This window comes from Azospirillum sp. FG154, assembly GCF_057809575.1.
The window spans coordinates 40569-63840 of record NZ_JBMDKF010000011.1; the positions used below are offsets into that span (position 1 = coordinate 40569).

A 23272-nucleotide genomic window follows, 5' to 3' on the forward strand; every position below is an offset into this window, starting at 1 on the left:
TGATGAACACCTGTCAATTTTGCCGATCCACCATGATTGGATATTTCAGATTCGGCGTGGATACAAGGCGCGCTGGGAAGAGTTTGATTGTTTTCTGGGGATGATGGGGTGTGCATTTCTGTGAATTGGTGTGGATAAGTGAAAGGGCGTTTTTCTTCTCCACAGAATCTGTGGATAGATGTGTGAGCAACCCGCGAACAAGGATCCCGCCGCCCTTGGGAATCGCGCGCGCCGCCTGTGGATGAGTGGCATTGCATAAAAAATAGGCATACCCGGAACGGGTGGCGGCGGTCGGTTTGTTGACGGTCGGGATGGTTGGGACAAGCGTGTGGTTGCGAGGGCTGGACTTTGAGAATGGCGAGGCGACGTGTTAGGGTGCGCTCCACCCGAACCCTCTGGTAACGTGTGCGATGCGAGTGATTCAGTCGGGTTTCCCGGCCTGTCGAGAGGGGCTTAGGATGGCGAAATTGCTGGCGGCCTTGCTGCTGATGATGGTGGCGATTGGGCCAGCTTGCGCAGTGGCCCCGACCAACCGGGCCGACACCGTCGCCGCTTTGGAGCGTTACCGCGCGGAATTCGCCAAGGCGCGCGGTTTTGGCGGGCTGTCCACCGGCGACCGCAATTACGTCCTGTTCGCCGACGCCATGCGTCGGGTGTTGACCGAGCATGTGAAGCCCTATGATCCTCAGGTTTTGGTGGACAAGGCGTTGGTCGGCTTGGCCAAAAAGAAAACCGAAAAACCACGCGCCAGCGACCGCGCCCTGACCGAGGCGGCGTTGGACGGCATGTTGGGCGCGCTGGATCCCTATTCCAGTTTTCTCGACGCCGAGCGCTACCGTTACCTGCGCGAACAGACGCAAGGGGAGTTTGGCGGGTTGGGGATCGAGGTGACGATGGACGAGGCCAGCGGCCTTATTCGCGTCGTCTCGCCCATTGACGGCTCTCCGGCCGCGCGGGCTGGTCTGCGCAGCGGCGATTTGATCGCCAAGATCGACGAACTGGCGGTCAAGGGCCTGAACCTGCAAGACGCGGTGGCGCACATGCGTGGTCCGGTCGGCAGTTCGGTCGCGCTCACCCTGCGCCGTCCGCCGACGCCCGACGCGACGATGCGCGTGTCGCTGACCCGCGCCATCGTGAAAATCCACCCGGTGCGTTACCGGCTGGAGGGCGACGTCGCCTACATCCGCATCGCCACCTTCAATCAGCAAACCACGTCGGCCCTGGAAGCGGCGGTGGAGGACATGAAGCGCCAGTCGGGCGGGCGTTTGAGCGGCGCGGTGCTCGACTTGCGCAACAACCCTGGCGGCTTGCTCGATCAAGCGGTCAGCGTCGCCGACCGTTTTCTGGAGGCGGTGGACATCGTCAGCGTGCGCGGTCGCGACCCGGACGAGGCGCGGACCTACCATGGCGCGCCGGGCGATCTGTTGCCGGGGTTGCCGGTGGTGCTGCTCATCAACAGCGGTTCGGCGTCAGCCTCGGAAATCGTCGCCGGAGCCTTGCAGGATCATGGCCGGGCGCTGCTGTTCGGCAGTCGCTCCTACGGCAAGGGGTCGGTGCAGACCATTTCCTCGCTCAGTTCCGACACCGGCATCCGCCTGACCACGGCGCGTTATTTCCGACCGTCGGGCGCGCTGGTCGATTGCTTCGGCGTGACGCCGAACATCGAGGTCAAGCCGGCCAACGGCAATGGCGAGGAAACCCACCCCGATCCGGCCACCTGCGACCAGCACGCCCCGCCGCCGCCGCCGCCGCGCGTTTGGCGGATGGAGGAGATGTGCCCCGACGTCGCCAACAGCGCGCCGAAACCGGATTCCGATCGCCCGCTGGAATGCGGCTTGGCGGCGATCCGCACCAAATTGACCGGCACGCTGGCCGGACGCTGAAACGCGCTGAAAACAAAAAGGGGGCGGCCACCCAAGCGGATGGCCGCCCCCTTTTGTTGGGTCGGGACTCGTCGTCCCTGCTCAGACGGTGATGACGCCTTCCAGATACAGCACGCCCTTGCCGCCGATCTTCACCCGGTCGCCGACCAGCTCGCAGGCCAAATCGCCGCCCCGCGCGGAGACCTGGCGCGCCGACAGAATGGTTTTGCCAAGCCTCTCCGCCCAATAGGGGATGAGCATGCAGTGGGTGGAGCCGGTGACGGGATCCTCTGGAATGCCCTGTGCCGGGGCGAACAGGCGCGAGACGAAATCAACGCCGTCGCGGCCCGGCGCCGTGACGCACACCGCGAAGCGGTCCAGCTTGGTCAAGGCCAGCATGTCGGGGGTCAGCGCCCGCACCGTCGCCTCATCCTCATAGACCACCAGATAATCGCGCCCGTCGAGGATCGCCTGCGGGGCGGGACCGCCCAACGCGGCGATCAGATCGGGGTGCGGGGCTGTGGCGGGGGCCGCCGGGCGGCTGGGGAAATCCAGGGTGAAGACGTCGCCGTCGCGGGTCACGGTCAGGGTTCCGGCCTGGCGGGTGACGAAATCCATCCGCGCGCGACCCGGCTCCAGCAGGGTGGAGATGACGAAGGCGGTGGCCAGCGTGGCGTGGCCGCACAGATCGACCTCGACCGCCGGGGTGAACCAGCGCAGCTCGAACACGTCGTCGTTGCGCAGGAAATAGGCGGTTTCCGCCAGATTGTTTTCCGCCGCGATGGCCTGAAGCTGGGCGTCCGGCAACCAGGAGTCCAGCGGCACGACCGCCGCTGGATTGCCCGCGAACACGCGGTCGGCGAAGGCGTCAACCTGATAGATGGGCAAGCGCATGGGTGGCTCCCTTGAGAGGCGGGGCGTGAAAAGACTTTTTGGAAAGAGCCGGAAAGGGCGGCGTCAGGCCGCCTGCACCAGGGCGGCGAAGCGCGACAGGTCGATGTTGCCGCCGGTCAGGACGATTCCGACCCGCATGCCCGCGACCTCCAGCTTGCCGGACAGCGCCGCCGCCGCGCCCAGGCAGCCGGTCGGCTCGACCATGATCTTCATGCTGCGGGCGAAAAAGCTCATGGCCTCGACCAGTTCGGCGTCGCTGACGGTCAGGATGTCTTCGACCAGCCTTTGCATCACCGGGAAGGTGTGGTGGCCGACGCTGCGGCTTTGCGCGCCGTCGGCGATGGTGCGCGGCGGTTCGATGCGGACAATCTGGCCGCTGCGCAGGCTTTGCTGGGCGTCGTCGCCCGCCTCCGGCTCGACGCCGATGACCCGGCAACCGGGGCTGAGCGCTTGGGCCGTCACCGCCGAACCGGCCAGAAGACCGCCGCCGCTGGTCGGAACGAGCAGCAAATCCAACGGCCCGACCTCTTCGATCAACTCCTTCACCGCCGTGCCTTGCCCGGCCATGATGTGGGGGTGGTCGAAGGGCGGCAGCAGGGTCGCGCCGCGCTCCTCCACCAGCCGGTTGGCGACCGCTTCGGGCGGACCAGCGTAACGGTCATAGAGCACGACTTCCCCGCCATAGGCGCGGGTGGCGGCGACCTTGGATTCCGGCGCGTCCATCGGCATGACGATGACCGATTTCACGGCCTGCAACTGGGCCGCCAGCGCAATGGCCTGGGCGTGGTTGCCCGAGGAAAAGGCGACGACGCCCGCCGCGCGCCGGTCGGCGGGCAGTTGCGCGATGGCGTTGCCGGCGCCCCGGATCTTGAAGGCGCCGGTGCGCTGGAAATTCTCGCACTTGAAGAACAGCCGGGCGCCGGTGCGGGCGTCGGCGGTGCTGGAGGTCAGAACCGGAGTCCGGTGGGCGATGCCGACGATCCGCTCGGCAGCGCCCACGACGTCGGCGTAGGAAATCGCAAGATCGGCCATGGCGCCGGGAACTCCGCGTTTGAGGCTGCGCGCTTAAGAGGCGGGCGGTAGATCGGTGAACAGAAAGGCCTGTTCATGCCGCTTCAGCCCGGCGTCCTCGTAAAAGCTGATGGCCTTGGGGGCCGAGAGAAGAAGGCACATGGTGCCTTCCCCCATCGCGTCGCGGGTGCGGCGCATCAGCTCCTTGCCGATTCCCCGCCCTTGATAAGCGCGGTCAACCGCCAGATCGGACAGGTAGCAGCAATAAACGAAGTCGGTGATCGAGCGGGCGACGCCGATGAGGGCGCCGTCCACGCGGGCGGTGATGATGAGACCGGCGTTGCGCAGCATCGCCTCGACCCGAGGCCGATCCGCCACCGGGCGGCGTTCGGCCAACCCGGAGCGGCGCAACACGTCGATGAAGGCGTCGGCGGTCAGATCGGGTTCGACGGCGTAGTGGATGACCGGCAGGACGGTGGCGGCGGTCATCGGATCATCCCCGCCAGAAGGGCTTGGTGACTTCCTGCTCGACATCGCTGCGGCTGATGCCGATGTCCTTGAGCAGATGCTCGTCCAGCCCGGACAGCGCCTGACGCTGCCGGCGCCGTTCCAGCGCGCCGAACAGCCAATCCACCAGGGCGAGGGCGGAACGCTTGCCAACGCCGGTGACGCGGGTGTCGGCGTTGGCGACGGTCGCGAACGGGCCGGGGCTGGTCACATCGGTGTTGCGCATGGGATCCTCCATCATCTGGCGCTCTTGCCTCGAACAATCGAGACAATCAGGATTATGACTGAGAGTTCGGCAGGGTCAATTCCAATATTGTCACCATGACATTTCCGATATCGGATGTATCTTTTCGGCAACAGGGGGCTTTCCGTCTCGAATCAGACGAGGGTTTCTCATTTCATTTCAAAAGGATGATGCCGGGTTCCCGGCTTTGCGCCTGGGCAAAATGAGACATGAGCACAAGAAAAGCAGAACAATCACACGATCATGGTGACAATCGATACGATGCATGGCCGCCATGCGGGGAGCGGTCCGGCTTTGAATCAGGGTTCCACCGTCCGGTAGATCAGGACGCGAACGTAGGTCAACAGCAGTTTGTTGTATTCGTTGATGAGAAGGTTGGCGCTGCCCGGCCACATCCACCAGTCGGCCAGATGCACCGTCGGCGCGACCACGGGGTTGGGCACAAGGTCGATGTCGGGCATCGCCATCCACAACTCCAACAGGCTGCGGCGCATGTGGTAATTGGCCGTCACCACCCGCAGCGACCGGAACCCCTGGTCGCGCATCCAATCGGCCGTTTCATAGGCGTTGCCGATGGTGCTGTCGGCGGAATAGCCCAGCGTGATGCAGCATTCCATTTCCTTGGGCGAGCGGCGGGACAGCCGCAACAGCTCCTGCACATCCACCCCATCATAGACGCCGGACACGAACAGCTTGCGCGCGCGGCCTGCGGCCAGAAGTTCCAACCCGGCGCTCAAACGGTTGCTGCCGCCGGTCAGCACGACGATGGCGTCGGTGGCGCGCTGGCTTTGCGGATCGGCGAGTTCCAGGGGCAGGCGCGGCACGTTCGCGACGAACCAGACCAGACCGCCCAGCCACGCGCCAACCACCAGAATGGCCAGAATGACCAACCGTCCGGCGGTGCGCGTCAGCGAGCCGGGCCGCCGCCGCGTCACGGCAGCGACTCCAGCGTGCGCACAACGGTCCAGCGCGCCGTCGCCAGCGCCAGAAGCGCCGCCGCCAGCGGCGTCAGCATCAGCGCCGCCCATTGCCAGGGGGCCAACGTCAGATCGGGCAGCAGGCTGGCCCGCAACCCGCGCGAGGCGTGATGGACCCCGGCCAGCGTGGCGAGCGCCAGAACCAACCCGACCACGCCGCCGCGCAGGCTCAACCCCACGACATGGCGTTCAAACTGGCGGGCGATGTAGCGGTCGGTGGCGCCCATCAGGTGCAGCAGCTCGACGACATGGCGGTGAATCGCCAACCCGGCGCGCACCGAAAAGATCACCGACATCACCCCGGCTCCGCCGATCAGCGCCACCAATCCCAACGCCGCCAGATGCACCGCCCCGGTGAAGGAGCGCAGATCGGCCAGCCACACCGCGTGATCGTCCAACGTGGCGCCGGGGGCCGCCGATTTCAGGTGTCGCGCCAGTCCGGGGACGTCCACCGGCCCGTCGGTGGTCACGTCGATCAGGCGCGGCATCGGCAACAGCGGGTCCGCCGCTTCCGGTCCCAGCCAAGGCTCCAAAAGGCGGGCGGTGTCGGCGCTGGTCAGCGCGCGGGCCGTCTTGACGCCGGGGGAGGAGCGCAGGACGGTCAAGGCGGCTTCCACCCGTTCATCCAGCGGCGGGGCGTCGCCGCCGGGCAGGGGGGCGATCTGGACGGTCAAGCCGCCCGCAAGGCCGCTGTCCCAACGCTGGGCCATCTCCGACACCATCATCGCCCCGGCCAGGGCCAGCGTCGCCAGAAACACCATCAGCGCGGTGATCCAGACCAGAAAACGCGCGGATGGGTCGCGGGCCAGCGGCAGGTCCGACGGGCGGCTGAGGAGGAACAGGGCCATGCTTCAGCCCCCCCGCGCGGTCTGGGCGGGGACCACCTGCAAACGTCCATTGTCCAGATGCAAATGGGGATGGTTGAAGCGGCGGATCAGCGCCTCGTTGTGGGTGGCGATCACCACGGTGGTGCCGAGCTTGTGCAACTCCTCGAACAGATAGAGCAGGCGCATGCCGATGCCGTCGTCGACGTTGCCGGTCGGCTCGTCGGCCAGCAGCAGGCGCGGGCGGTTGATGACCGAACGGGCGATGGCGACGCGCTGCTGCTGGCCGCCCGACAGGGTGGAGGGCTTGGCGTGCAAATGGTTGCCCAGACCGACCCAGCGCAGGATTTCGGTGCAATGCTCCACCATGTCGGCGTCCGAGGCGCCGGCCATGCGCAGCGGCAGCGCCACATTGTCCAGCGCCGACAGGTGGTCGAGCAGGGCGAAATCCTGGAACACCACGCCGATCTGACGGCGCATCTCCGGCAGTTCGGCGCGCGTGACGCGGGCCATGTCGCGTCCGAACAGGGTAATCAAACCGCGCGAGGGCCGGTGCGCCAGATACATCAGCTTCAACAGCGACGATTTCCCCGCTCCGCTGGCCCCGGTCATGAAATGGAACGATCCGGGATTCAGGGTGAAGCTGATGTCGCGCAGCACCTCCGACTCGATGCCGTAGCGCAGTCCGACATTCTCGAAACGAATCACGGTCTCACCACAGACTGGCCTCTGACCGCGCATGATTCCAAGGGATGACCCGTAAGAAAATCACGCACGGCACCGGACAATGCACCCGCCTATGGCTGGAAGTCCACCGTTTCGCCGGTCTGGCGCGCGCAATTGTGGGGGGAAGCCGTTTTGCGCGGCCGCGCTTGAGAAAGCGGGCGAATCCTGACAAGTTCGCCGCCATGATCTGGCTTCGCTCCCTTCTCTTCATCGTCGCGTTCTATGGTTGGACCGCGTTGATGTGCTTCGCCCTGTTGTGGATGCTGCTGCTGCCGCGCCCGCAGATGATCGCCGTCGTCGTCTGGTATCTGCGGACGCTGGCCTGGATGGAGCGCGTGATCGTCGGCATCCGGTACGAGGTGCGCGGGGCCGAACACATCCCCGACGGCGCCTTCCTGCTGGCGGCCAAGCATCAATCCGCTTGGGAAACGATGAAGCTGCATCTTCTCGTGCGCGATCCGGCGGTCATCCTGAAACGCGAATTGATGTGGATTCCGATTTGGGGCTGGTACGCGTCCAAGGCCAAAATGATTCCAGTGGATCGGGGGGCCGGGGGCGCGGCGATCAAATCGCTGATCCGCAACTCCCGCCCGGTGCGCGACGAAGGCCGCCCCATCGTGATTTTCCCGCAAGGCACGCGGGTTCCGGTTGGAACCTACACGCCCTATCGGGTCGGCGTCGGCGTGCTGTACGAAAGCCTGAAGATTCCCATTGTGCCGTTGGCCCTGAACGCCGGGCTTTATTGGCCGCGCCACAAATTCCTCAAACGGCCTGGCGCCATCGTGGTGGAGTTCCTGCCCCCGATTCCCCCCGGTCGACCGCGCGCCGAGGCGATGCGCGACCTTGAGGAGCGGTTGGAGGCGGCCAGCGACCGGTTGGTGATGGCGGCGGGCGGCCCGCCGACGATTCGCCCGCCGGCGGTCGCCCCGGCGGATCGGCGGGAGCGTTCGGCCCCCGCCTCCGTCTCCTGAACGGTTTGTCTTAAGCGTCGGTCGTCGGGTCGGTGGTCGGCTGGGCGGCGACCGCCGTTCCGGTCATCGGTTCGATGCCGGTGAAGGCGATGCGGGCGGTTTGGCCGATGGTGATGGCGTGAACGCCGGTCAACGCGCCGGTGGACACCCATTGACCGGCGGTCAGCGGGCGACCCAACCGCGCCGTCACGCTCAGCGCGAAGGCCAGGGCGGCGGCGATCCCGCCGGGCAGCTTGTCCGCCGCGCCCGTGCCGACGCTTTGGCCGTCGATGTCCGTTTCCGCGCGAATCGCCTTCAGCTCGCCCAAGCCTTCGGCGATCTGCGGGCCGATCACCAGCCCGATGTTGTTGCCAAAGGACGGCACCGACGCCATCGGTCCCAGCGCCATGACCGACGACAGGGCGTTGCCCGCAACCTCGATTCCGGCGTGGACGGCGCCGACGAAGGCGGCGGCTTCCGTCGGGCTGTAGTCCAGACGGTCGGGTGGGGCGTCGGCGGCGACGCGCACCACGAACTCCGCCTCAACCGCGCCAAAACCGCCCGCGATCACCGGAAAGCGCAAGGGATCGCCGGTCCAGGATGTCACCGTGTTCGCGAACACCGGACCAACGAAGCGGATGGCGCCCAAGCGTTCGGTCAACGCGGGCGGGACAAGGGCGACCTTCCAGCCCGCCACCGCGTCCGGCCACGCCGCCGTCACCGCGTTTTGGATGGCGTAGGCGGTGGCCAGATCTTCGGGCAGGGCGCCCGGAAAGGCGTCGATTCCCGTCGCCGCGCGGCGGGCGGCGACCAGCGCGGCGGCGGCGCTGGCGATGGCCGGATCATTGAAGGCCGGTTGGTCAAGCCCGGTGGGGGGTGAGACGGTCATCCTGCCTGCTCCTGAAACGCTGTTGGGTCGGGGCTTGCGCCCGAATTGTCACCAAAGGACCGCATGCCGAACATGGCGTGGCGCGACTGTAGCGGCGTGGGCGCGTGGGGGAAAGCGCGGGATGGTCAGGGCAATCGCTTGAACGGTTGCGCATTGAAGAAAGCCCTTCTCCCCTTGCGGGGCGGGAACGCCGAACGCCAAAGGCGTTCATAGTTCCCGCAGGTTGGGATGAGGGGTGCGGCCCGGCCCAACGGGGCTGGGAAGGTTCCTTTTCCCCCTCACCCCAACCCCTCTCCCGCGAGGGGAGAGGGGCTTATTCTGTCTTCGATGCTTCAAGCGATTGCCCCGGCGGGATGGTGGCGGGGACTGGACGAGGCGACGGTCTGGGGCGCAGACTTGCGCGGTTCGCACAATGGGAGGCTCCATGTCCGCCGCCGCTGTCATTGACCCGTCCATTCGGGACGCGCTGTTCGCCCGCATCGCGGATCGCCGCGACGAGCTGGTCGCGCTGACTCAGGCGCTGATTCGCATCCCCACCATCAACCCGCCGGGCGACGTCTACGCCGACTGCGCCGAATTGATCGGGCGGCGGTTGGCGGCGCGCGGTTTCCAGGTGGAGTATGTCCGCGCCGTCGGCAGCGCGGGCGACAGCGACCGTTACCCGCGCGTCAACGTGATCGCCCGGATCGAAGCCCCCCGGCCCGGCCCTTGCGTGCATTTCAACGGCCACATCGACGTGGTGCCGCCCGGACAGGGTTGGACCGTCGATCCCTTCGCCGGGGTGGTGAAGGATGGTCGGGTGTATGGACGGGGCGCCTGCGACATGAAGGGCGGCGTCGCCGCGTCGATCATCGCGGTGGAATCCTTGCTCGACGCCGGGTTGCTGACGGCGGGCGCGCTGGAGATCTCCGGCACGGTGGACGAGGAGTCCGGCGGCTTTGGCGGGGTCGGGCATCTGGCCAAGCTTGGGTATTTCTCAAAGCCGCGCGTCGATCACGTCATCATCCCCGAACCTTTGAACGTGGACCGGGTGTGCGTCGGCCATCGCGGCGTCTGGTGGGCGGAGATTGAGACCAAGGGCCGCGTCGCCCATGGCTCCATGCCCTTTCTCGGCAATTGCGCGGTGCGCCATATGGGGGCGGTGCTCCACCGGATTGAGGAGGAGTTGATCCCCCGTCTGTCCCAAAAACGCACCGACATGCCGGTGGCGCCGGAGGGCGCGCGGCAATCCACCATCAACATCAACGCCATCCATGGCGGCCAGCGCGAAGATCATGACGGGTTGCCCAGCCCGATGGTTCCCGACCGATGCCGGATGGTCATCGACCGCCGCTATCTGATTGAAGAGGATCCCGACGTGGTGCGCGGCGAGATCGTCGCCATTCTCGATGATTTGCGCCAGAGTCGTCCCGGCTTCGATTACGATCTGCGCGAGATTCTGACCTTCCTGCCGACGATGACCGACGCCGACGCGCCCGTCGTTCTGGCGGTGGCGGCGGCCATCGAAACCGTGCTGGGCCGACCGGCGCAACGGGTGGTGTCGCCCGGCACCTATGACCAAAAGCATGTGGTTCGCGTCGGCCATCTGAAGGACTGCATCGCTTACGGTCCCGGCATCCTCGATCTGGCCCACCAGCCCGACGAGTATGTCGGCGTCGACGACATGGTTCAGGCGGCGAAGGTCATGGCTCTGGCGACGCTGGCGCTGTTGGCTGGGGGGGCGGGACGCTGACCGGCACGGCGCGCAGGCCGGTCAGTTTGGCCAACAGGGGATCCAATTGGTCCACCGAAACCGGGTGGCTGAACAGGAAACCCTGGTAGCTTTCACAGGTGAGGTCGCGGAGCAACCGCAACTGCTCCTCCGTCTCCACCCCTTCGGCGATGACCGACAGGCCAAGGCTGCGGCCCAACCCGACGATGGCGCGCGGCACCGAGGCGTTGCTGATTCCCTTGGGCAGATCCTGAACAAAGGAGCGGTCGATCTTCAGCTTGTCGATGGGCAGCCGGTGCAGGTAGCTGAGCGACGAATAGCCGGTGCCGAAATCATCCAGGGCGATCAACACGCCGCGTTCTTTCAGCGCGTTCAGGGTGGCGGTGGCCCCGTCGATGTCCTCGATCAGCGTGCTTTCCGTCACCTCGATTTCCAGCTCCGGCCCGGCCAGCCCGTTCGCGTCGAGCGCGCGGGCGACCTTGATCGGCAATTGTCCGTCGCGGAATTGCGCGCCCGACACGTTGACGGCCACCGGGATGTCCAGGCCGAACTTGTCCTTCCAGCGGCGGATTTGGGCGCAGGCTTCGGTCAGCACCCAATCGCCCATGGCGACGATCAGCCCGGTTTCCTCGGCGACGGGCAGGAAGCGGCCGGGCAGGATCAGCCCCTCATGCGGATGGCGCCAGCGGATCAGCGCCTCCATCCCGACAATGTGGCCGTTGGCGGTGTCCACTTGCGGCTGATAGACCAAAAACAGCTCGCCCTGAGCGATGGCGTGCCGCAAATTGCCTTCCAAATCCATGCGGTCGCGCGATTTTGTCCCCATTTCGCGGGTGACGAAGCGGTAGCCGTTCCGACCGCTTTCCTTGGCGTTGTACATGGCGATGTCGGCGCAGCGGATCAGCCCTTCGGCGTCGTCGGCGTCGTCGGGGTACAGGCTGATGCCGACGCTGGGCGTCACGACGAAGCTTTGCCCGCCGACGACGAACGGGCTGGCGAGATGCGCCACCACCTTTCCCGCCACCTGCGCGGCGTCGTCGGGACCCGTCACCTGACGGGCGACGATCAGAAACTCGTCGCCGCCCAACCGCCCGACCGTGTCCGATTCCCGCAAGCCCGCTTGCAGGCGGCGCGCGACCGAGCGCAGCACCTCGTCGCCGAAGGAATGGCCCAGACTGTCGTTGATGACCTTGAAACGGTCGAGGTCGATGAACAGGACGGCGACTTTGTCGCCGTCGCGCCGCGCCTCTTTCAACGCCTGGGCGATGCGGTCGAACAGCAACACCCGGTTGGGCAGTCCGGTCAGCGCGTCGAAATGGGCCAGATACTGGATGTGCTGCTCCGCCCGCCGCTTCTCGCCGACATCCTCGACAAAAACGAGCGCGAACAGAAACTCTTGATCCGACGTCACGGGTTGGAAATGCAGACTGAAATGACCGCGCCGCCCGCCGAGCAACAGAGGCTGGTCGATCTCCAGCTTGCCGCTGTCGCCTTGCAGGGCGGCGTCGAGCGCGACCACCGCCGACTGGTCCGCCGCGCGCAGCCGCATGTCCACGCCGACCAATTCGGTGCGCGACATCCCGGCGGCCTGGGCGAAGGCCGGGTTGCAATCCATGATGAGTCCATCATGGCCGATCAGGGCGATGCCCAGCGGAGCCTGGGTAAAGAGCTGGTGGCGTTCGACCTCTTGCCGCCGCAGCGACGCCGTGATGCGGTCGGCCAGAACCAACGCGCGCGCGCGGGTGGCGGTCATCGACCGCATCATCTGGAACAGCGCCAGACTGAGCGTGAGACCGGCGAACAGCACGGCGGGCGGCGTCCAGGGCTGCCCGCCAAGATCCGCGTCTGGGTGATTGGTGTAGCGCACCGTCCACGGCTGCCCGCCGACCATGATGCTTTGCAGGGAGGAAAATTGCGGTTCGTCTTGTCGTTGCGGGTCGTTGCGGTACAACGGAAAATCCACCGCCGCCGGGGTGTCGAAAATTTCGACGCCGACGTCGGGGCGGTTGTCGGGGAACAGACCGTCGATCAACGGAGCGATTCGCACCGGAGTCAGGACGACGCCGGAGAAAGTGGCGCGCCGGGCGAATTCGGTGACGGGATCGCGGTCGGCGCGGTAGGTCGCCTGATACAGGATGAAGGCGGGTTGCGGTCCGCTGGTTTCGTCGATCTTCAGCGTGATCGCGCGGGTCGCCGTCGGCTCGCCGCTGTCGCGCGCCCGTTCAATGGCGTTGCGGCGAACGCCTTCGGACATCATGTCGAAGCCAAGCGCCCGGTTGTTCCCCTCGTTGGCCGGGGCGGCGAAGATGTTGATGACTCGTTCGGCTCCGGCGTTTTCCGGCCAGATGTGAAAATTATTGGCTCCATCGGCGCGCATGGCGGCGATCAAATCCTGTCCCTGATTGGCCGGGATCGCGCGGGCGTAAGCGACGGCGATGATGCCGGGGTAGCGTTCGGAGATTCGCAGGCCTTCGACGAATTTCCGCCATTCGGCGCTGCGGATGGCGGGAAAGGCGGTGACGACCGAGGCCGCCCCACGCGCCACCTGCCTGTACACCGCCAGCCGGTCAGCCAGATGGCTGTGCAATTCGCCGACCCGCAGGGAAAAGCGGTGCTGTCGCTCGTCTTTCAGGGCCTGGATCGATTGATCCCACGCCAGCAGCGTCAGACCAAGGCCAACCACCAGGGCGAGCCAGGGCGCGCGGCGGGCCAGCGTCGGCACGGATGGCGGTGACGCGGGCGCCAAGGGGTCCGCCGTTGGCGGTTGCGGCGCCGCGCTCATCAGAACTCCTTCAAAATCTTTGGGCTGTGGATCAGCAAGGTCTCGATCATGCCCAGGATTTCTTCAATCTTGGTGCGGGTCGCGTCCAACTCGTCCGCCGTCTTGTCGTCGATGCCCGCTTCCATCAACATGGTGTCGAAGGTGTGCAGGGTTTCGTTGAACGCCTTTTGCTCCGCTTCCAGCACGTCAAAGGCGCCGAGCGAACTGGTCAAGGCCAGGGGCGGGTCGCTGACAAAGCTGTGGCTGATGTCGGTGAAAATGGCGATGGCGGTCAATTTCTGCCGCAACACCCATTGCGGGAAATTGTCGGGAAGCTCCTTTCCCGCTTCTCCCAACCGTTCCTGGATGGAAAAAATCAACCCCTGGATGTCGAGGTAGGCGTTGCGGATCTCGCGAAAGCGGGGGAAGGTTTTCGGTTTTCCCCCCGCGCGCAAACGACCAAGAGTCGCAATGTCTTCCGTAAGCTTTCGGGCCATCCGAAGAACGACGATCGTCACCTTCGCCATAGACAGCCTCCACTTACGCTCACGCTCGCCTCTTCCGCTGCCGATGGAACCCGGAGCCAGCCTACACCAAGCTCAGGGCGCTCCGGTAGTGTTACAACATCGTAAGAGTCAATTGCGTCGTTCCGCCACTGGCCGCCAACGGCGCCGGGGGTTCGCCCAAGGTCGCGCCATGGCGTTGACGCCCTGTCCGGCGGCGGGTACAAGCGAAGGGTCGCTTCAGGAAAGTCCGCGTTCTCATGGATCTCATCGTCGCCGCCCATTTGGAAAAGCGCGGTCGCCGTCGATCCTGACGGTTTCGTTTAGGCTGTCCGCTTGTTCCCGAGATCGGTCGCCGCGCAACGCGCGGTTGACTTGCGATGAGGTTTGCGTCCATGAATTCCTTGTTTTGGGCCGCGTTCCAGGGCTTTTCCCTGGGCGGTGGGTTGATCGTCGCCATTGGCGCGCAAAACGCCTTTGTGCTGCGGCAAGGGCTGGTGAAGCGCCATGTCCTGCCGTTGGTTTTGTTTTGCGCCTTGAGCGACGCGCTGCTGATCGCCGCCGGATCGGCGGGGTTCGGCACGCTGGTGTCGTCCAGCCCGGTTCTGTTGCAGGCCGCCGCCTATGGCGGCGCGGCGTTTTTGGGGTTTTACGGGTTCCGCGCCTTTCGCAGCGCCTTCACCGCGCAAAGCCTGAGCGCGGACGGGGCGGCCAATCTGCCCTTGGGCCGGGCGCTGGCGACCGTGGCCGCCTTCACCTACCTCAACCCGCATGTGTATCTGGACACCGTGGTTTTGCTGGGCGGCATCGCCGGGCGCTATGCGGTCGATGAGCGGGTGTGGTTCGCCGGGGGGGCCATGACGGCGTCGTTGGCCTGGTTCGCCGCGCTTGGCTATGGCGCGCGGCTGCTGGCCCCGCTGTTCGCCAAGCCGCTGGCCTGGCGGGTGCTGGACAGTCTGATCGGGGTGGTGATGTCGGCGTTGGCGCTCAGCCTGCTGGTGTCCGGGGTGACGGGCGGTTGATGGCGGGCGGCGCGGATTCCCTGTGGCGTCCGGGCATCGACGCTCTGGCTTTTCAGCCGCCGGGTCATCAGGGCTTTTGCGCCGTGCACCGTCTGGCGTTTCGGGCGCTGTTGGGCCGGGCGTTGCTGGGGCCGACCGGAACGCCGGAAGAGTGTCTGGCCTTCTTCGCCGCCCACCGACCGGCCTTTGAGCGGGCGGCGGCGGCGAAGATCCAGCGGCGTGGGTTGGACGTCGCGGCCAATCTGCATTTGACCAGCCGCGACGTGGCCCGCGCGTTGGCGGACGCGTTTTAGAAACCCATGCGCCGAGGCAGCCACAACGCCAGCTCCGGCCAGATCACCACGGCGATCGTCACCATCAGCATGGTGATGAGCGGCCAGATCACCCAGCGGACCGTGCTTTCCATCGTGCAGCCGGTCATCCGGCAGGCGACCATCAGATTGACCGCCATCGGCGGGGTGAATTGCCCCACCGCGATCATCAGCGTCAGGACCACGCCGAACCAGGTCAGATCCCAATGATAGGCGGTGGCGATGGGAATCAGCAGCGGCAGCAGGATGATGAAGATCGAAATGCCGTCCAGGAAGGTGCCGACGACGACCAGCATCAGGATCAGCAAAGCCATCACGCCGTTTTCGCCGATGCCCAGATTCAAAATGCCCTGGGTGATCGGGTCAATCACCGACAAGGTGCTGAGCGCCCAGCCGAAGACGCTGGCCAGGGCGATGACCGTCAGAATGATGGCGGAGATTTCCGCCGCGTCGACCAGCATGGTGTAGAGGTCGCGCAGCTTGATCGTCCGGTAGATCACCATGCCCAACAACAGGCCGTAAGCGACGGCGATCACCGCCGCCTCGGTCGGGGTGAAGATGCCGAAACGCAGGCCCCCCAGAATCAGCACCTTGGCGAACAGACCAAGCGCGGCGTCCCACAGGCTGCTCCAAAAAGGTGGGCGCGGCTCGTGCGACAGCTCCGCGCCCAGATTGTGCTTGCGGGCCAGCCACAGGGTGGGAACGATCAGGGCCAGACCGGCCAGCGTGCCGGGGATGATGCCCGCCGCGAACATCGAGGTGGTCGGCGCGGCGGGAACCAGCACGCTGTAGATGATGAGCGCCACCGACGGCGGAATCAGGATGTCGGTGGCCGAGGCGGCGGCGATGGTGCTGGCGATGAAGGGGCGGGGATAACCGGCGCGGATCATGCTGGGGGCCATCACGCCGCAGACCGCCGCCGCGATGGCTGGCCCGGAGCCGGAAATGCCGCCCATCATCATGGTGACGACCACGGCGATGACCGCCAGCGACCCCCGGCCGTTGCCGATGATCGAGGTGGCGAAGCGCACCAGCTTTTGCGCCACGCCGGATCGGTCGAAGATGGTTCCCGCCAGCACGAACATCGGGATGGTCAGCAGCGGGTATTTGGCGATGCCGGTGTAAACGCTGGTCGGCACCGAAATGATGCCGAGATGCGCGGTGGCGATGGTCGCCGTTCCCGCCAGCCCCAGGGCGGCGGCGATGGGAACGCCCAACAGCAGCATGACCAGGAAGGAGCCGAAAAGCAGTGCGGTAATCACGCCTCGCCCTCCAGCTTTTCAACGCCCCGGTGGATGCGGATGATCCGCCCGACGGCGCGGGCCAGCACGGCGACCGACAGAACCGGCAAACAGATCGTGTAGATCCATTGCGGCAGACCCAGGGCGGGGGACGTCACCTCGAACCGATAATCGTCCCAGGTGCTCCAGGCGCCGTAGACCACCAGCAATCCGTACATCACGACCATGCACAGCATGGCGAAGATTTCCGCCCGCCGCCGGTTGGTGGGCGACAGCTTGTCCGTCAGGAAGGTGATGCGGATGTGGCGGTCCTTCACCACCGCCGCCGACGCGCCGAGGAAGGTCAACACCACCATCAGGGCGATGGAGTATTCTTCCGTGAAGGCGAAAGAGATGTCGGTCAGATAGCGCATGACCACGTTGGCGAAGGTGATGAGCGCCACAAGCGCCATGGTCGCGGCGACCAGCGTCTCTTCGATGGTCAGAGGGACGCGCGGTTTTGGCGTCGGCCTTACGACGGTGGGGTCATGATCGCTCATCGTGCCAATTTCCTGCTGGTGAGGGCGGGATTATTCCCAGCGCCGCCGGTTTTTGGCAAGAAACTATCGGACCGACGAACGGTTCGGCGGCGGCGTTTCCGCGATGGCAGCCATGCCGCCGCCTTCGTCGGCGTCCTGGTCGGGTCCGTCGGTCGGCAGGGTCAGGGTGAAGCGGCTGCCGACGCCCAGTTGGCTGTCCACCTGGATGGTTCCGCCATGCAGGGTGGCGATGCGGCGCACCATGTTCAGTCCGACGCCGCTGCCCGCCGCGCCGCTGGCGTTGGGCGCGCGGAAAAAGCGGTCGAAGATGTGGGGCAGGGCGTCGGGTGGAACGCCGATCCCTTGATCGGTCACGGCCAGAACGGCCAGCGCGCGGCCATCCTCGGCCTGCTCGGTCCAGGCGCGCAGATCCACCCAACCACCGGGCGGAGAGTATTTCAGGGCGTTGCCCAAAAGATTGTGGACGCACAACTCCAACAAGGCCGCGTCGCCGACCAACCGCGCCGGGCAATCGGTCAGGTCCAGCGTGATCGGCTGGTCGCCCGCGTCGTCGTTGGGCGCGGCGTCGGCGACGGCGCGCAACAGAGCGGGCCAGTCAATCCGCTCCATGCGCAACGTCACAGTGGGGTGTGACAGCCGGTCGTCGGCCAGACAGCTTTCCAAAAGATTGACTTGGCGGCGGACCGCCTGGCGAATCCGGTCCAGTCGCGGCAGCATCGACGGCGCGTCGCGCTCCGCCTCCATCCGCAGAAGTTGCGCGGCGCTGTCGATGATGGCGAGCGGGGTTTTGAATTCGTGCGCCGCCATCGACAGATAGCTGTTCAACGCGTGCTTGGCCTCCTGCTCCGCCACGAATCGCGCTTCGGCTTCGGCGCGCGCGGAGTCCAGGCGTTGGACCGTCTCCTCCAGCCGGGCCTCAACCCGGCGGCGGTGGGTGACGTCGCGCAGCAGCAGCAGATGGCCGACCGACCGCTCCCCCCCGCTGGACAGGGCGACGCGCGTCGCCTCGAAGGCGCGGCGTCCAGCGCCCTGCCCCAGGCTGACGAGGCGGGCTTGCAAGCCATCGGGGGGAACGTTCCGTTCGGCCAGCGCCGGACCAAGTTCGGGCAGGTCGCTCAACCGCCGTCCGATCAGACCGTTGGGCGCGCTGGCCAGCGCCAAGGCCGCCGGATTGGCCTCCACCACCGTGCCGTCGGCGTCGAGCACCAGAACGGGGTCGGGCACCGCGTCGAGCAGAGCGTGCCGGGCCACCGGCAGCAGCGCGAACAGGCGCCGTCGGGTGATGAGCCAATAAAAGACCGATCCCATCAGCAGGAAGCTGAACGGCGTCGGATCGAAATCGAAGAGAAGGGCGCTGTCGGTGACATAGCCGATGTTCGCCATCCACGGCGCCGCCATCGCCAACAGGAATCCCAGATAATGGCTGCGATAGGCGGGCGCGGCGCGGTGAATGCCGCTGGCGGTGACGACGACGCTCAACACCATGAAGGCGTACAGATAGACCGTGGTGGCGAAGAACCAAAAGCCGTGGCTGTAATCCAACGCCGCGCCCGGTTGATCGCTGATTGGGATGGCGGAGACATACATCAGCCGGTGCAGGTCGTTGGTCATCGCCACGCCCCAGGTCAGCAGGCCCATGCCGATGGGAATCAAGCGCCAACGCGCGGACAACTCCCCATGGATGTAGGACCAGATGAACAGGGTCCAGAAGCTGGGGGCGCCGACGATGCCGATCCAGGCCATCTTGGCCCAGAACTGCTTGTCGTCCGGCGTGACGACCAGGATTTCCAAAGCGGCGGCGGTCGCCCACCAGGACGCCGACAGTTGCATCGCCACGAAATTCACCCGACCGGGGAAGGGCGGCAACCGTCCGCTGCGCCACGCCATCCACAGCGTGACCAGAACCGCGCCCAACAGCAGGGTGGCGGGCGCGCTCAGCATGGATGACAGGGGTGGGCGGACAAGGGACGCTTCCGAAGTGTGGCGTGGAGAAAGCTGCAAACCACCGATAGCATTTTTGACGCGACGGGGGAGCCGCCCCGCGCGCATCCGTCCTATGCGACGCCACACTTCAGAAGCGTCGGCAATCAGGCGTAGGCGTAAGGGCCGCCCCGATCCAGCGCGCGGCGGTAGGCCGGGCGGGCGTGGACGCGCTCCAGCCACGCCGTCAGGGCCGGTCGGCTGGCGTCCAGACCGGCGCGCGACGCGGCGGCTTCCAAGGGGAAGCTCATCTGAATGTCGGCGACGCTGAACTCAGGTCCGGCGAACCAGGAGGACGCGCTGAGATGAGCCTCCAGATAGTCCAAATGCTGGGTCAGGCGCGGACCGACCATGGCGGCGGTCACGGCTCCGGCGATTTTGCGGGCGACCGGGCGCAGGAAAAAGGGCATTGGCGGGCGGCTCATCCGGTCCAGAACCAGCTTCAGCAGCAACAGGGGCATCAAGGAGCCTTCGGCGTAATGCAGCCAGTAGGTACAGGCGCGTCGTTCCGCCGTGGCGGGCGGCGGGCGCAAGCGACCGTCGCCATAGGTCTCGACCAGATATTCCAGAATGGCGCCGGATTCGGCGATGGTCAGGTTGGTTCCGGCCCCGTCATCGTCGGTGATGACCGGCGATTTGCCCAGCGGGTGGATCGCGCGCAGGCTGGCCGGAGCGGCCATCGTCTGCGGATCGCGTTCGTAGCGGACGATGTCATAGGGGACTCGCAGCTCTTCCAGCAGCCAGAGGATTCGCTGGGAGCGCGAGTTGTTCAAATGATGGACGGTTATCATGACGAGGCCCCGACGTCTTGCGGTTGTTGGGCGCTGGCCGGATGGGCCACGCGCCGATTGCACCTATACGTCAAGAAGGCCGCGTCGGTTCACCGCCAAGGAAAATGGCGCCGGAAAACCGGCGCCATGGGGCGGGGACGCAGGGATGGAGAGAGGTCAGGCGCGGCGCAGAGAACCGACGAAATCGCCGACCTGGGCCTGCATCGCGTTGACGCGGCTTTGCAGGGTGTTCATGGCGTCGCGCAGGCGTCCAGTGGCGTCGCCGGTCTGTTCGGCGGCGGAGGTGGTGGCGTTGACGTCGCCCAACAGGGCGCGCACGCCCTGCGCCGCTTCGTTCACGCCGCGTCCGATTTCGCCGGTGGCGGCGTTCTGTTCCTCGACCGCCGCCGCGATGGACGCGCTGATTTCGCTGACGCTGCTGACGACCTTGGCGATTTCGGTGATTTCGCTCGCCGCCGCGCCGGTCGAATCCTGAATGGCGCGGATCTGGCTTTCGATCTCCTCGGTCGCCTTGGCGGTTTGATTGGCCAGGGCCTTGACCTCGCCCGCCACCACGGCGAAACCCTTGCCCGCTTCGCCCGCGCGCGCGGCTTCGATGGTGGCGTTCAGCGCCAACAGATTGGTTTGGCTGGCGATGGAGTTGATGAGCGTCACCACGGCGTTGACCTTGTCCGCCGCCTGGACCAGCCCGGCGACCCGCTCCTCCGCCCGATTGGCGCGCACCGACGCCTCCCCGGCGATCTGTTGGGAGCGCTGGGCCTGGCCGGAAATTTCACGGATCGACGCGGCGAGCTGTTCGACCGCCGCCGCCATGCTGTCCACGCTGCTGTTGACCGACGCGGCGTTTCCGGCGGCGCGCTGGCTGACTTCGCCGTTGCGTTCGGCGGCGGCGCTCAGTTGGCGGGTCGAGTCGCCCATCTGGTTGGCGGTGGCGCAGACCTCCGTCATCACCGAGCTGACCTGACGCTCGAAATTGTCGGCGACCCCGGCGATGGCGGCGCGACGGTCGGTTTCCGCCCGATGGCGCATCCGCTCCTGCTCAGCCTGGAGCTGCTGCTTTTCGATGCCTTGCTCCTTGAAGACCTGCACGGCGGCGGCCATTCGGCCAATCTCGTCGCTGCGCTCTTGCGAAGGCACGACGGTGGCGGTGTCGCCAGCGGCCAGTTGCGACATGGTGGCGGTCAACTGAACGATGGGCTTGGTGGCGCCGCGCACGATCCAGAACAGCACGCCGCAGACGGCGACCAGGGCGAGAAAACCGGCGATGGCCAGCATGGTCGCCCGCTCCAGCGCCTGTTTTTCGGCCCGCGCGGCGGACAGGCGCACCTCGACCGAGCCGAGAACCGCCGTCTTGCCGTCGGCCTTGCGGACCACGTCGGCCTTGCGCACCAGGATCAGCGAGCCGCTGGCCGCCGCGTCGCCGTGGCTGGCGAACACGGCGCCCTTGGGATCGACCACCTTGCTGCTGACATAGTCCGGATCATTGCCAAGCGCGGCGAGCTGCGACGTCGCCGATTCCTTGTCGACGTTCCACAGGGCTTCCGTCAGGCCGCCGGCGATGATGTTCGTGGTGACGTTGGCGCGGTCCTCCAGCGAGGTGCGACCGTCTTCCAGATTGATTTTCGCGGCGCTGACGACGGTGATGAGAGCCATCACGGTGACGATCAGGGCGATTGGCACGACCACGCGCATGGCCAGCGCCCGGGTTACAAACTTCAGCATCCTACTGGCTCCCCTTCTGGTCGGCGCCCCGATTCCCTGCAACCGGGGTGGCGTCATCCTGGCAACGGTGTCAACGGTGCGATCAAGAAAGAATTCCCGTCTGGACGCTGGAGGCAACCAATGCGAGAAATTTCCCCTACTCCCCAGATGGCGGCAATTTTGTGTGCTTTTTCTGTTTTAGTACAGCGTCAGGACTCTTAAACTTTCGTTACGCAAACGACAGTCTATAAGGCTTAACAAGGATTTGCATGCCCAAATTTCATCGGGGAAACCCTGAATGAGCCTTGGGATCGGCGGCGACCCGGTTCCGGGCCGCCGTGGAATTTTGACGGACGTTGCCTGAACGGCGCGGCGGATCTTGCGCAAGGCATGGCCCAGTCCTCACTATGCGCGGCGGGAGTCGCGGCGTGTGGATGTCGGCTTTGCGCAACCAAAGATCGGGATTCTCAGGGTGCGTGACTCAAACGGGTCCCGGCGGACGGCGCGCGGCGGGGCTGAGCCAACAAGCGCCGATGGGAGCCATCGCCGTGACGTCCTTCATCCTCAACCCCGCCGCGCCCAAATGGGCGAGCCTGCCCAGCCATCGGTCCTGGTTGCTGGGTCAAGCGAATGATTTGTTCGCCTTTTTTGAGCGGGCGAGCATCAACCCGCTGGGCGGCTTCCATGATTTGGACCGGCGGGGCCAGCCGACGCCGGTCGGCGCGCCGCCGGGCGGGCGGCCGGGCCGCGCCCTGCATGTGACCACCCGCATGGTCCATTGCTACTCCATCGCCCATCTGCTCGGGCGGCCCGGCGCCGACGCGCTGGTCGATCACGGCATGGCCTTTCTGTGGAACGGCCACCGCGACTCCGTCCATGGCGGGTATTTCTGGGGCGTCGGCTATGACGCGCCGACCGACGACAGCAAGCAGGCCTACGGCCACGCCTTCGTCCTGCTGGCGGCGTCGAGCGCCAAGCTGGCCGGGCATCCCGACGCCGACCGGCTGCTGACCGACGTCTCCACCATCCTCCATGACCGCTTTTGGGAGGAGGAGCACGGCGCGGTGGCGGAGGAGTTCAGCCGCGACTGGCGACCCCTGGACAATTATCGCGGCCAGAACTCCAACATGCATCTGACCGAAGCCCTGATGGCGGCGTTCGAGGCGACCGGGGACGGCAATTATCTGCGGATGGCCGAGCGGATCGCCGATTTGATCGTCCGCCGCCACGCCGCCCAAAACGCGTGGCGGCTGCCGGAGCATTTCACCGAGGATTGGACGCTCGACCGCGATTATTCGGGCAGCCCGATGTTCCGCCCCTACGGCACGACGCCCGGCCATTGGCTGGAATGGGCGCGGCTGCTGTTGCAACTGTGGGAGATGGGCGGACGGCGGATTGATTGGATGCCGGGGGCGGCGGCCAGCCTGTTCCGCCAAGCCGTGGCCGATGGCTGGGACGCGGCGACCGGCGGCTTTTACTACACGTTGGAATGGGACGGCTCGCCCCGCATCCGCGAACGCTACTGGTGGCCCTGCTGCGAGGGCGTCGGCGCGGCGGCCTTCCTCAACGCCATCGACGGCGATCCGTTTTATGAAGACTGGTATCGGCGCGTCTGGAACTTCAGCGCCACCCGCCTGATCGACCGCGAGCATGGCGGCTGGCATCCCCAGCTTGGCGAGGACATGCAACCCACGGTCAACCCGTTCTTCGGCAAGCCCGACCTGTACCACGCGCTGCAAGCCTGCCTGATTCCGCTGGTCCCGACCGCTGGCAGCATCGCCGGCGGGCTGGCGCAGGGCCGGATCAACCTTGGGTGAGGATGGCGCGG

Annotated in this window: 21 protein-coding genes; 6 read left to right on the plus strand and 15 right to left on the minus strand. The window is 66.1% G+C overall.

Translation table 11 applies throughout. The features are described 5' to 3' along the window. The first annotated feature begins 458 nt into the window (after positions 1–458). Complete coding sequence (locus ACODS4_RS14440; protein WP_488864764.1) at positions 459–1883, plus strand: S41 family peptidase; 1425 nt, start codon at positions 459–461, stop codon at positions 1881–1883. An 81-nt stretch (positions 1884–1964) separates the two neighbouring features. Here ACODS4_RS14440 and ACODS4_RS14445 read toward each other — a convergent pair whose 3' ends face one another. From ACODS4_RS14445 to ftsE, 7 genes are all read right to left on the minus strand, one after another. Further along, positions 1965–2756: a PhzF family phenazine biosynthesis protein gene (locus ACODS4_RS14445; RefSeq protein ID WP_488864766.1), complete on the minus strand. Its 792-nt coding sequence runs from the start codon at positions 2754–2756 to the stop codon at positions 1965–1967. Positions 2757–2819: 63 nt separating this feature from the next. Continuing rightward, complete coding sequence (locus ACODS4_RS14450; protein ID WP_488864768.1) at positions 2820–3788, minus strand: threo-3-hydroxy-L-aspartate ammonia-lyase; 969 nt, start codon at positions 3786–3788, stop codon at positions 2820–2822. A 33-nt stretch (positions 3789–3821) separates the two neighbouring features. Then, positions 3822–4256 (minus strand): GNAT family N-acetyltransferase, encoded by a 435-nt coding sequence (locus tag ACODS4_RS14455; protein WP_488864770.1) that lies wholly within the window; start codon positions 4254–4256, stop codon positions 3822–3824. Positions 4257–4260: 4 nt separating this feature from the next. Beyond that, positions 4261–4500 carry a DUF1127 domain-containing protein gene (locus tag ACODS4_RS14460; RefSeq protein WP_488864772.1) on the minus strand — a complete coding sequence of 80 codons (240 nt, stop codon included), beginning with the start codon at positions 4498–4500 and terminating at the stop codon, positions 4261–4263. Between the two features lie 317 nt (positions 4501–4817). Then, on the minus strand, positions 4818–5453 hold the full coding sequence (locus ACODS4_RS14465; protein WP_488864774.1) for a YdcF family protein: 636 nt from the start codon (positions 5451–5453) through the stop codon (positions 4818–4820). Next, on the minus strand, positions 5450–6343 hold the full coding sequence (locus tag ACODS4_RS14470; RefSeq protein ID WP_488864775.1) for a cell division protein FtsX: 894 nt from the start codon (positions 6341–6343) through the stop codon (positions 5450–5452). Before ACODS4_RS14470 ends, ACODS4_RS14465 begins: the two co-directional genes overlap by 4 nt. A 3-nt stretch (positions 6344–6346) precedes the next feature. Beyond that, positions 6347–7027: a cell division ATP-binding protein FtsE gene (gene ftsE / locus ACODS4_RS14475; protein WP_488864777.1), complete on the minus strand. Its 681-nt coding sequence runs from the start codon at positions 7025–7027 to the stop codon at positions 6347–6349. A gap of 200 nt (positions 7028–7227) precedes the next feature. On the opposite strand from ftsE, the gene ACODS4_RS14480 reads away from it, so the two are divergent. Beyond that, positions 7228–8016: a lysophospholipid acyltransferase family protein gene (locus tag ACODS4_RS14480; protein WP_488864779.1), complete on the plus strand. Its 789-nt coding sequence runs from the start codon at positions 7228–7230 to the stop codon at positions 8014–8016. A gap of 10 nt (positions 8017–8026) precedes the next feature. Here the strand turns inward: ACODS4_RS14480 and ACODS4_RS14485 are convergent, their stop codons facing one another. Further along, entirely contained in the window at positions 8027–8884 is an 858-nt protein-coding gene (locus tag ACODS4_RS14485; protein ID WP_488864781.1) for a 2-keto-4-pentenoate hydratase, read from the minus strand. Positions 8885–9308: 424 nt separating this feature from the next. On the opposite strand from ACODS4_RS14485, the gene ACODS4_RS14490 reads away from it, so the two are divergent. Beyond that, on the plus strand, positions 9309–10616 hold the full coding sequence (locus ACODS4_RS14490) for an acetylornithine deacetylase/succinyl-diaminopimelate desuccinylase family protein (RefSeq protein WP_488864783.1): 1308 nt from the start codon (positions 9309–9311) through the stop codon (positions 10614–10616). On the opposite strand, the gene ACODS4_RS14495 is transcribed toward ACODS4_RS14490, so the two are convergent. Further along, positions 10567–13377, minus strand: coding sequence for a bifunctional diguanylate cyclase/phosphodiesterase (locus ACODS4_RS14495; RefSeq protein WP_488864785.1), 2811 nt, complete (start codon positions 13375–13377; stop codon positions 10567–10569). The two genes, ACODS4_RS14490 and ACODS4_RS14495, sit on opposite strands and share 50 nt — an antisense overlap. Continuing rightward, positions 13377–13883, minus strand: coding sequence for a hypothetical protein (locus ACODS4_RS14500; RefSeq protein WP_488864787.1), 507 nt, complete (start codon positions 13881–13883; stop codon positions 13377–13379). The genes ACODS4_RS14495 and ACODS4_RS14500 overlap by 1 nt, the downstream gene beginning before the upstream one ends. Positions 13884–14254: 371 nt before the next feature. Between ACODS4_RS14500 and ACODS4_RS14505 the strand changes: the two genes are divergently transcribed. Continuing rightward, positions 14255–14881 (plus strand): LysE/ArgO family amino acid transporter, encoded by a 627-nt coding sequence (locus tag ACODS4_RS14505; RefSeq protein WP_488864789.1) that lies wholly within the window; start codon positions 14255–14257, stop codon positions 14879–14881. Then, a complete protein-coding gene (locus tag ACODS4_RS14510) occupies positions 14881–15174 on the plus strand; it encodes a DUF1488 family protein (protein ID WP_488864790.1) in 294 nt (97 codons plus the stop codon). Before ACODS4_RS14505 ends, ACODS4_RS14510 begins: the two co-directional genes overlap by 1 nt. On the opposite strand, the gene ACODS4_RS14515 is transcribed toward ACODS4_RS14510, so the two are convergent. From ACODS4_RS14515 to ACODS4_RS14535, 5 genes are all read right to left on the minus strand, one after another. Further along, on the minus strand, positions 15171–16454 hold the full coding sequence (locus ACODS4_RS14515; RefSeq protein ID WP_488864791.1) for a TRAP transporter large permease: 1284 nt from the start codon (positions 16452–16454) through the stop codon (positions 15171–15173). The two genes, ACODS4_RS14510 and ACODS4_RS14515, sit on opposite strands and share 4 nt — an antisense overlap. Beyond that, a complete protein-coding gene (locus ACODS4_RS14520; RefSeq protein WP_488864793.1) occupies positions 16451–16972 on the minus strand; it encodes a TRAP transporter small permease in 522 nt (173 codons plus the stop codon). Before ACODS4_RS14520 ends, ACODS4_RS14515 begins: the two co-directional genes overlap by 4 nt. Positions 16973–17035: 63 nt before the next feature. Beyond that, positions 17036–18913 (minus strand): sensor histidine kinase, encoded by a 1878-nt coding sequence (locus ACODS4_RS14525; protein WP_488864795.1) that lies wholly within the window; start codon positions 18911–18913, stop codon positions 17036–17038. Between the two features lie 146 nt (positions 18914–19059). Next, on the minus strand, positions 19060–19743 hold the full coding sequence (locus ACODS4_RS14530) for a glutathione S-transferase family protein (protein WP_488864797.1): 684 nt from the start codon (positions 19741–19743) through the stop codon (positions 19060–19062). Positions 19744–19899: 156 nt separating this feature from the next. Continuing rightward, positions 19900–21465, minus strand: coding sequence for a methyl-accepting chemotaxis protein (locus ACODS4_RS14535; RefSeq protein WP_488864799.1), 1566 nt, complete (start codon positions 21463–21465; stop codon positions 19900–19902). 455 nt (positions 21466–21920) lie between these two features. On the opposite strand from ACODS4_RS14535, the gene ACODS4_RS14540 reads away from it, so the two are divergent. After that, complete coding sequence (locus ACODS4_RS14540; protein ID WP_488864801.1) at positions 21921–23261, plus strand: AGE family epimerase/isomerase; 1341 nt, start codon at positions 21921–21923, stop codon at positions 23259–23261. Positions 23262–23272 lie beyond the last annotated feature (11 nt).

Coding starts and splice junctions, on each gene's coding strand:
- ACODS4_RS14500 (WP_488864787.1), bottom strand. CDS start 13,883: ATGGCGAAGGTGACGATCGTCGTTCTTCGGATGGCCCGAAAGCTTACG.
- ACODS4_RS14470 (WP_488864775.1), bottom strand. CDS start 6,343: ATGGCCCTGTTCCTCCTCAGCCGCCCGTCGGACCTGCCGCTGGCCCGC.
- ACODS4_RS14485 (WP_488864781.1), bottom strand. CDS start 8,884: ATGACCGTCTCACCCCCCACCGGGCTTGACCAACCGGCCTTCAATGAT.
- ACODS4_RS14445 (WP_488864766.1), bottom strand. CDS start 2,756: ATGCGCTTGCCCATCTATCAGGTTGACGCCTTCGCCGACCGCGTGTTC.
- ACODS4_RS14490 (WP_488864783.1), top strand. CDS start 9,309: ATGTCCGCCGCCGCTGTCATTGACCCGTCCATTCGGGACGCGCTGTTC.
- ACODS4_RS14530 (WP_488864797.1), bottom strand. CDS start 19,743: ATGATAACCGTCCATCATTTGAACAACTCGCGCTCCCAGCGAATCCTC.
- ACODS4_RS14455 (WP_488864770.1), bottom strand. CDS start 4,256: ATGACCGCCGCCACCGTCCTGCCGGTCATCCACTACGCCGTCGAACCC.
- ACODS4_RS14450 (WP_488864768.1), bottom strand. CDS start 3,788: ATGGCCGATCTTGCGATTTCCTACGCCGACGTCGTGGGCGCTGCCGAG.
- ACODS4_RS14495 (WP_488864785.1), bottom strand. CDS start 13,377: ATGAGCGCGGCGCCGCAACCGCCAACGGCGGACCCCTTGGCGCCCGCG.
- ACODS4_RS14535 (WP_488864799.1), bottom strand. CDS start 21,465: ATGCTGAAGTTTGTAACCCGGGCGCTGGCCATGCGCGTGGTCGTGCCA.
- ACODS4_RS14510 (WP_488864790.1), top strand. CDS start 14,881: ATGGCGGGCGGCGCGGATTCCCTGTGGCGTCCGGGCATCGACGCTCTG.
- ACODS4_RS14525 (WP_488864795.1), bottom strand. CDS start 18,913: ATGCTGAGCGCGCCCGCCACCCTGCTGTTGGGCGCGGTTCTGGTCACG.
- ACODS4_RS14520 (WP_488864793.1), bottom strand. CDS start 16,972: ATGAGCGATCATGACCCCACCGTCGTAAGGCCGACGCCAAAACCGCGC.
- ACODS4_RS14440 (WP_488864764.1), top strand. CDS start 459: ATGGCGAAATTGCTGGCGGCCTTGCTGCTGATGATGGTGGCGATTGGG.
- ACODS4_RS14460 (WP_488864772.1), bottom strand. CDS start 4,500: ATGCGCAACACCGATGTGACCAGCCCCGGCCCGTTCGCGACCGTCGCC.
- ACODS4_RS14480 (WP_488864779.1), top strand. CDS start 7,228: ATGATCTGGCTTCGCTCCCTTCTCTTCATCGTCGCGTTCTATGGTTGG.
- ACODS4_RS14505 (WP_488864789.1), top strand. CDS start 14,255: ATGAATTCCTTGTTTTGGGCCGCGTTCCAGGGCTTTTCCCTGGGCGGT.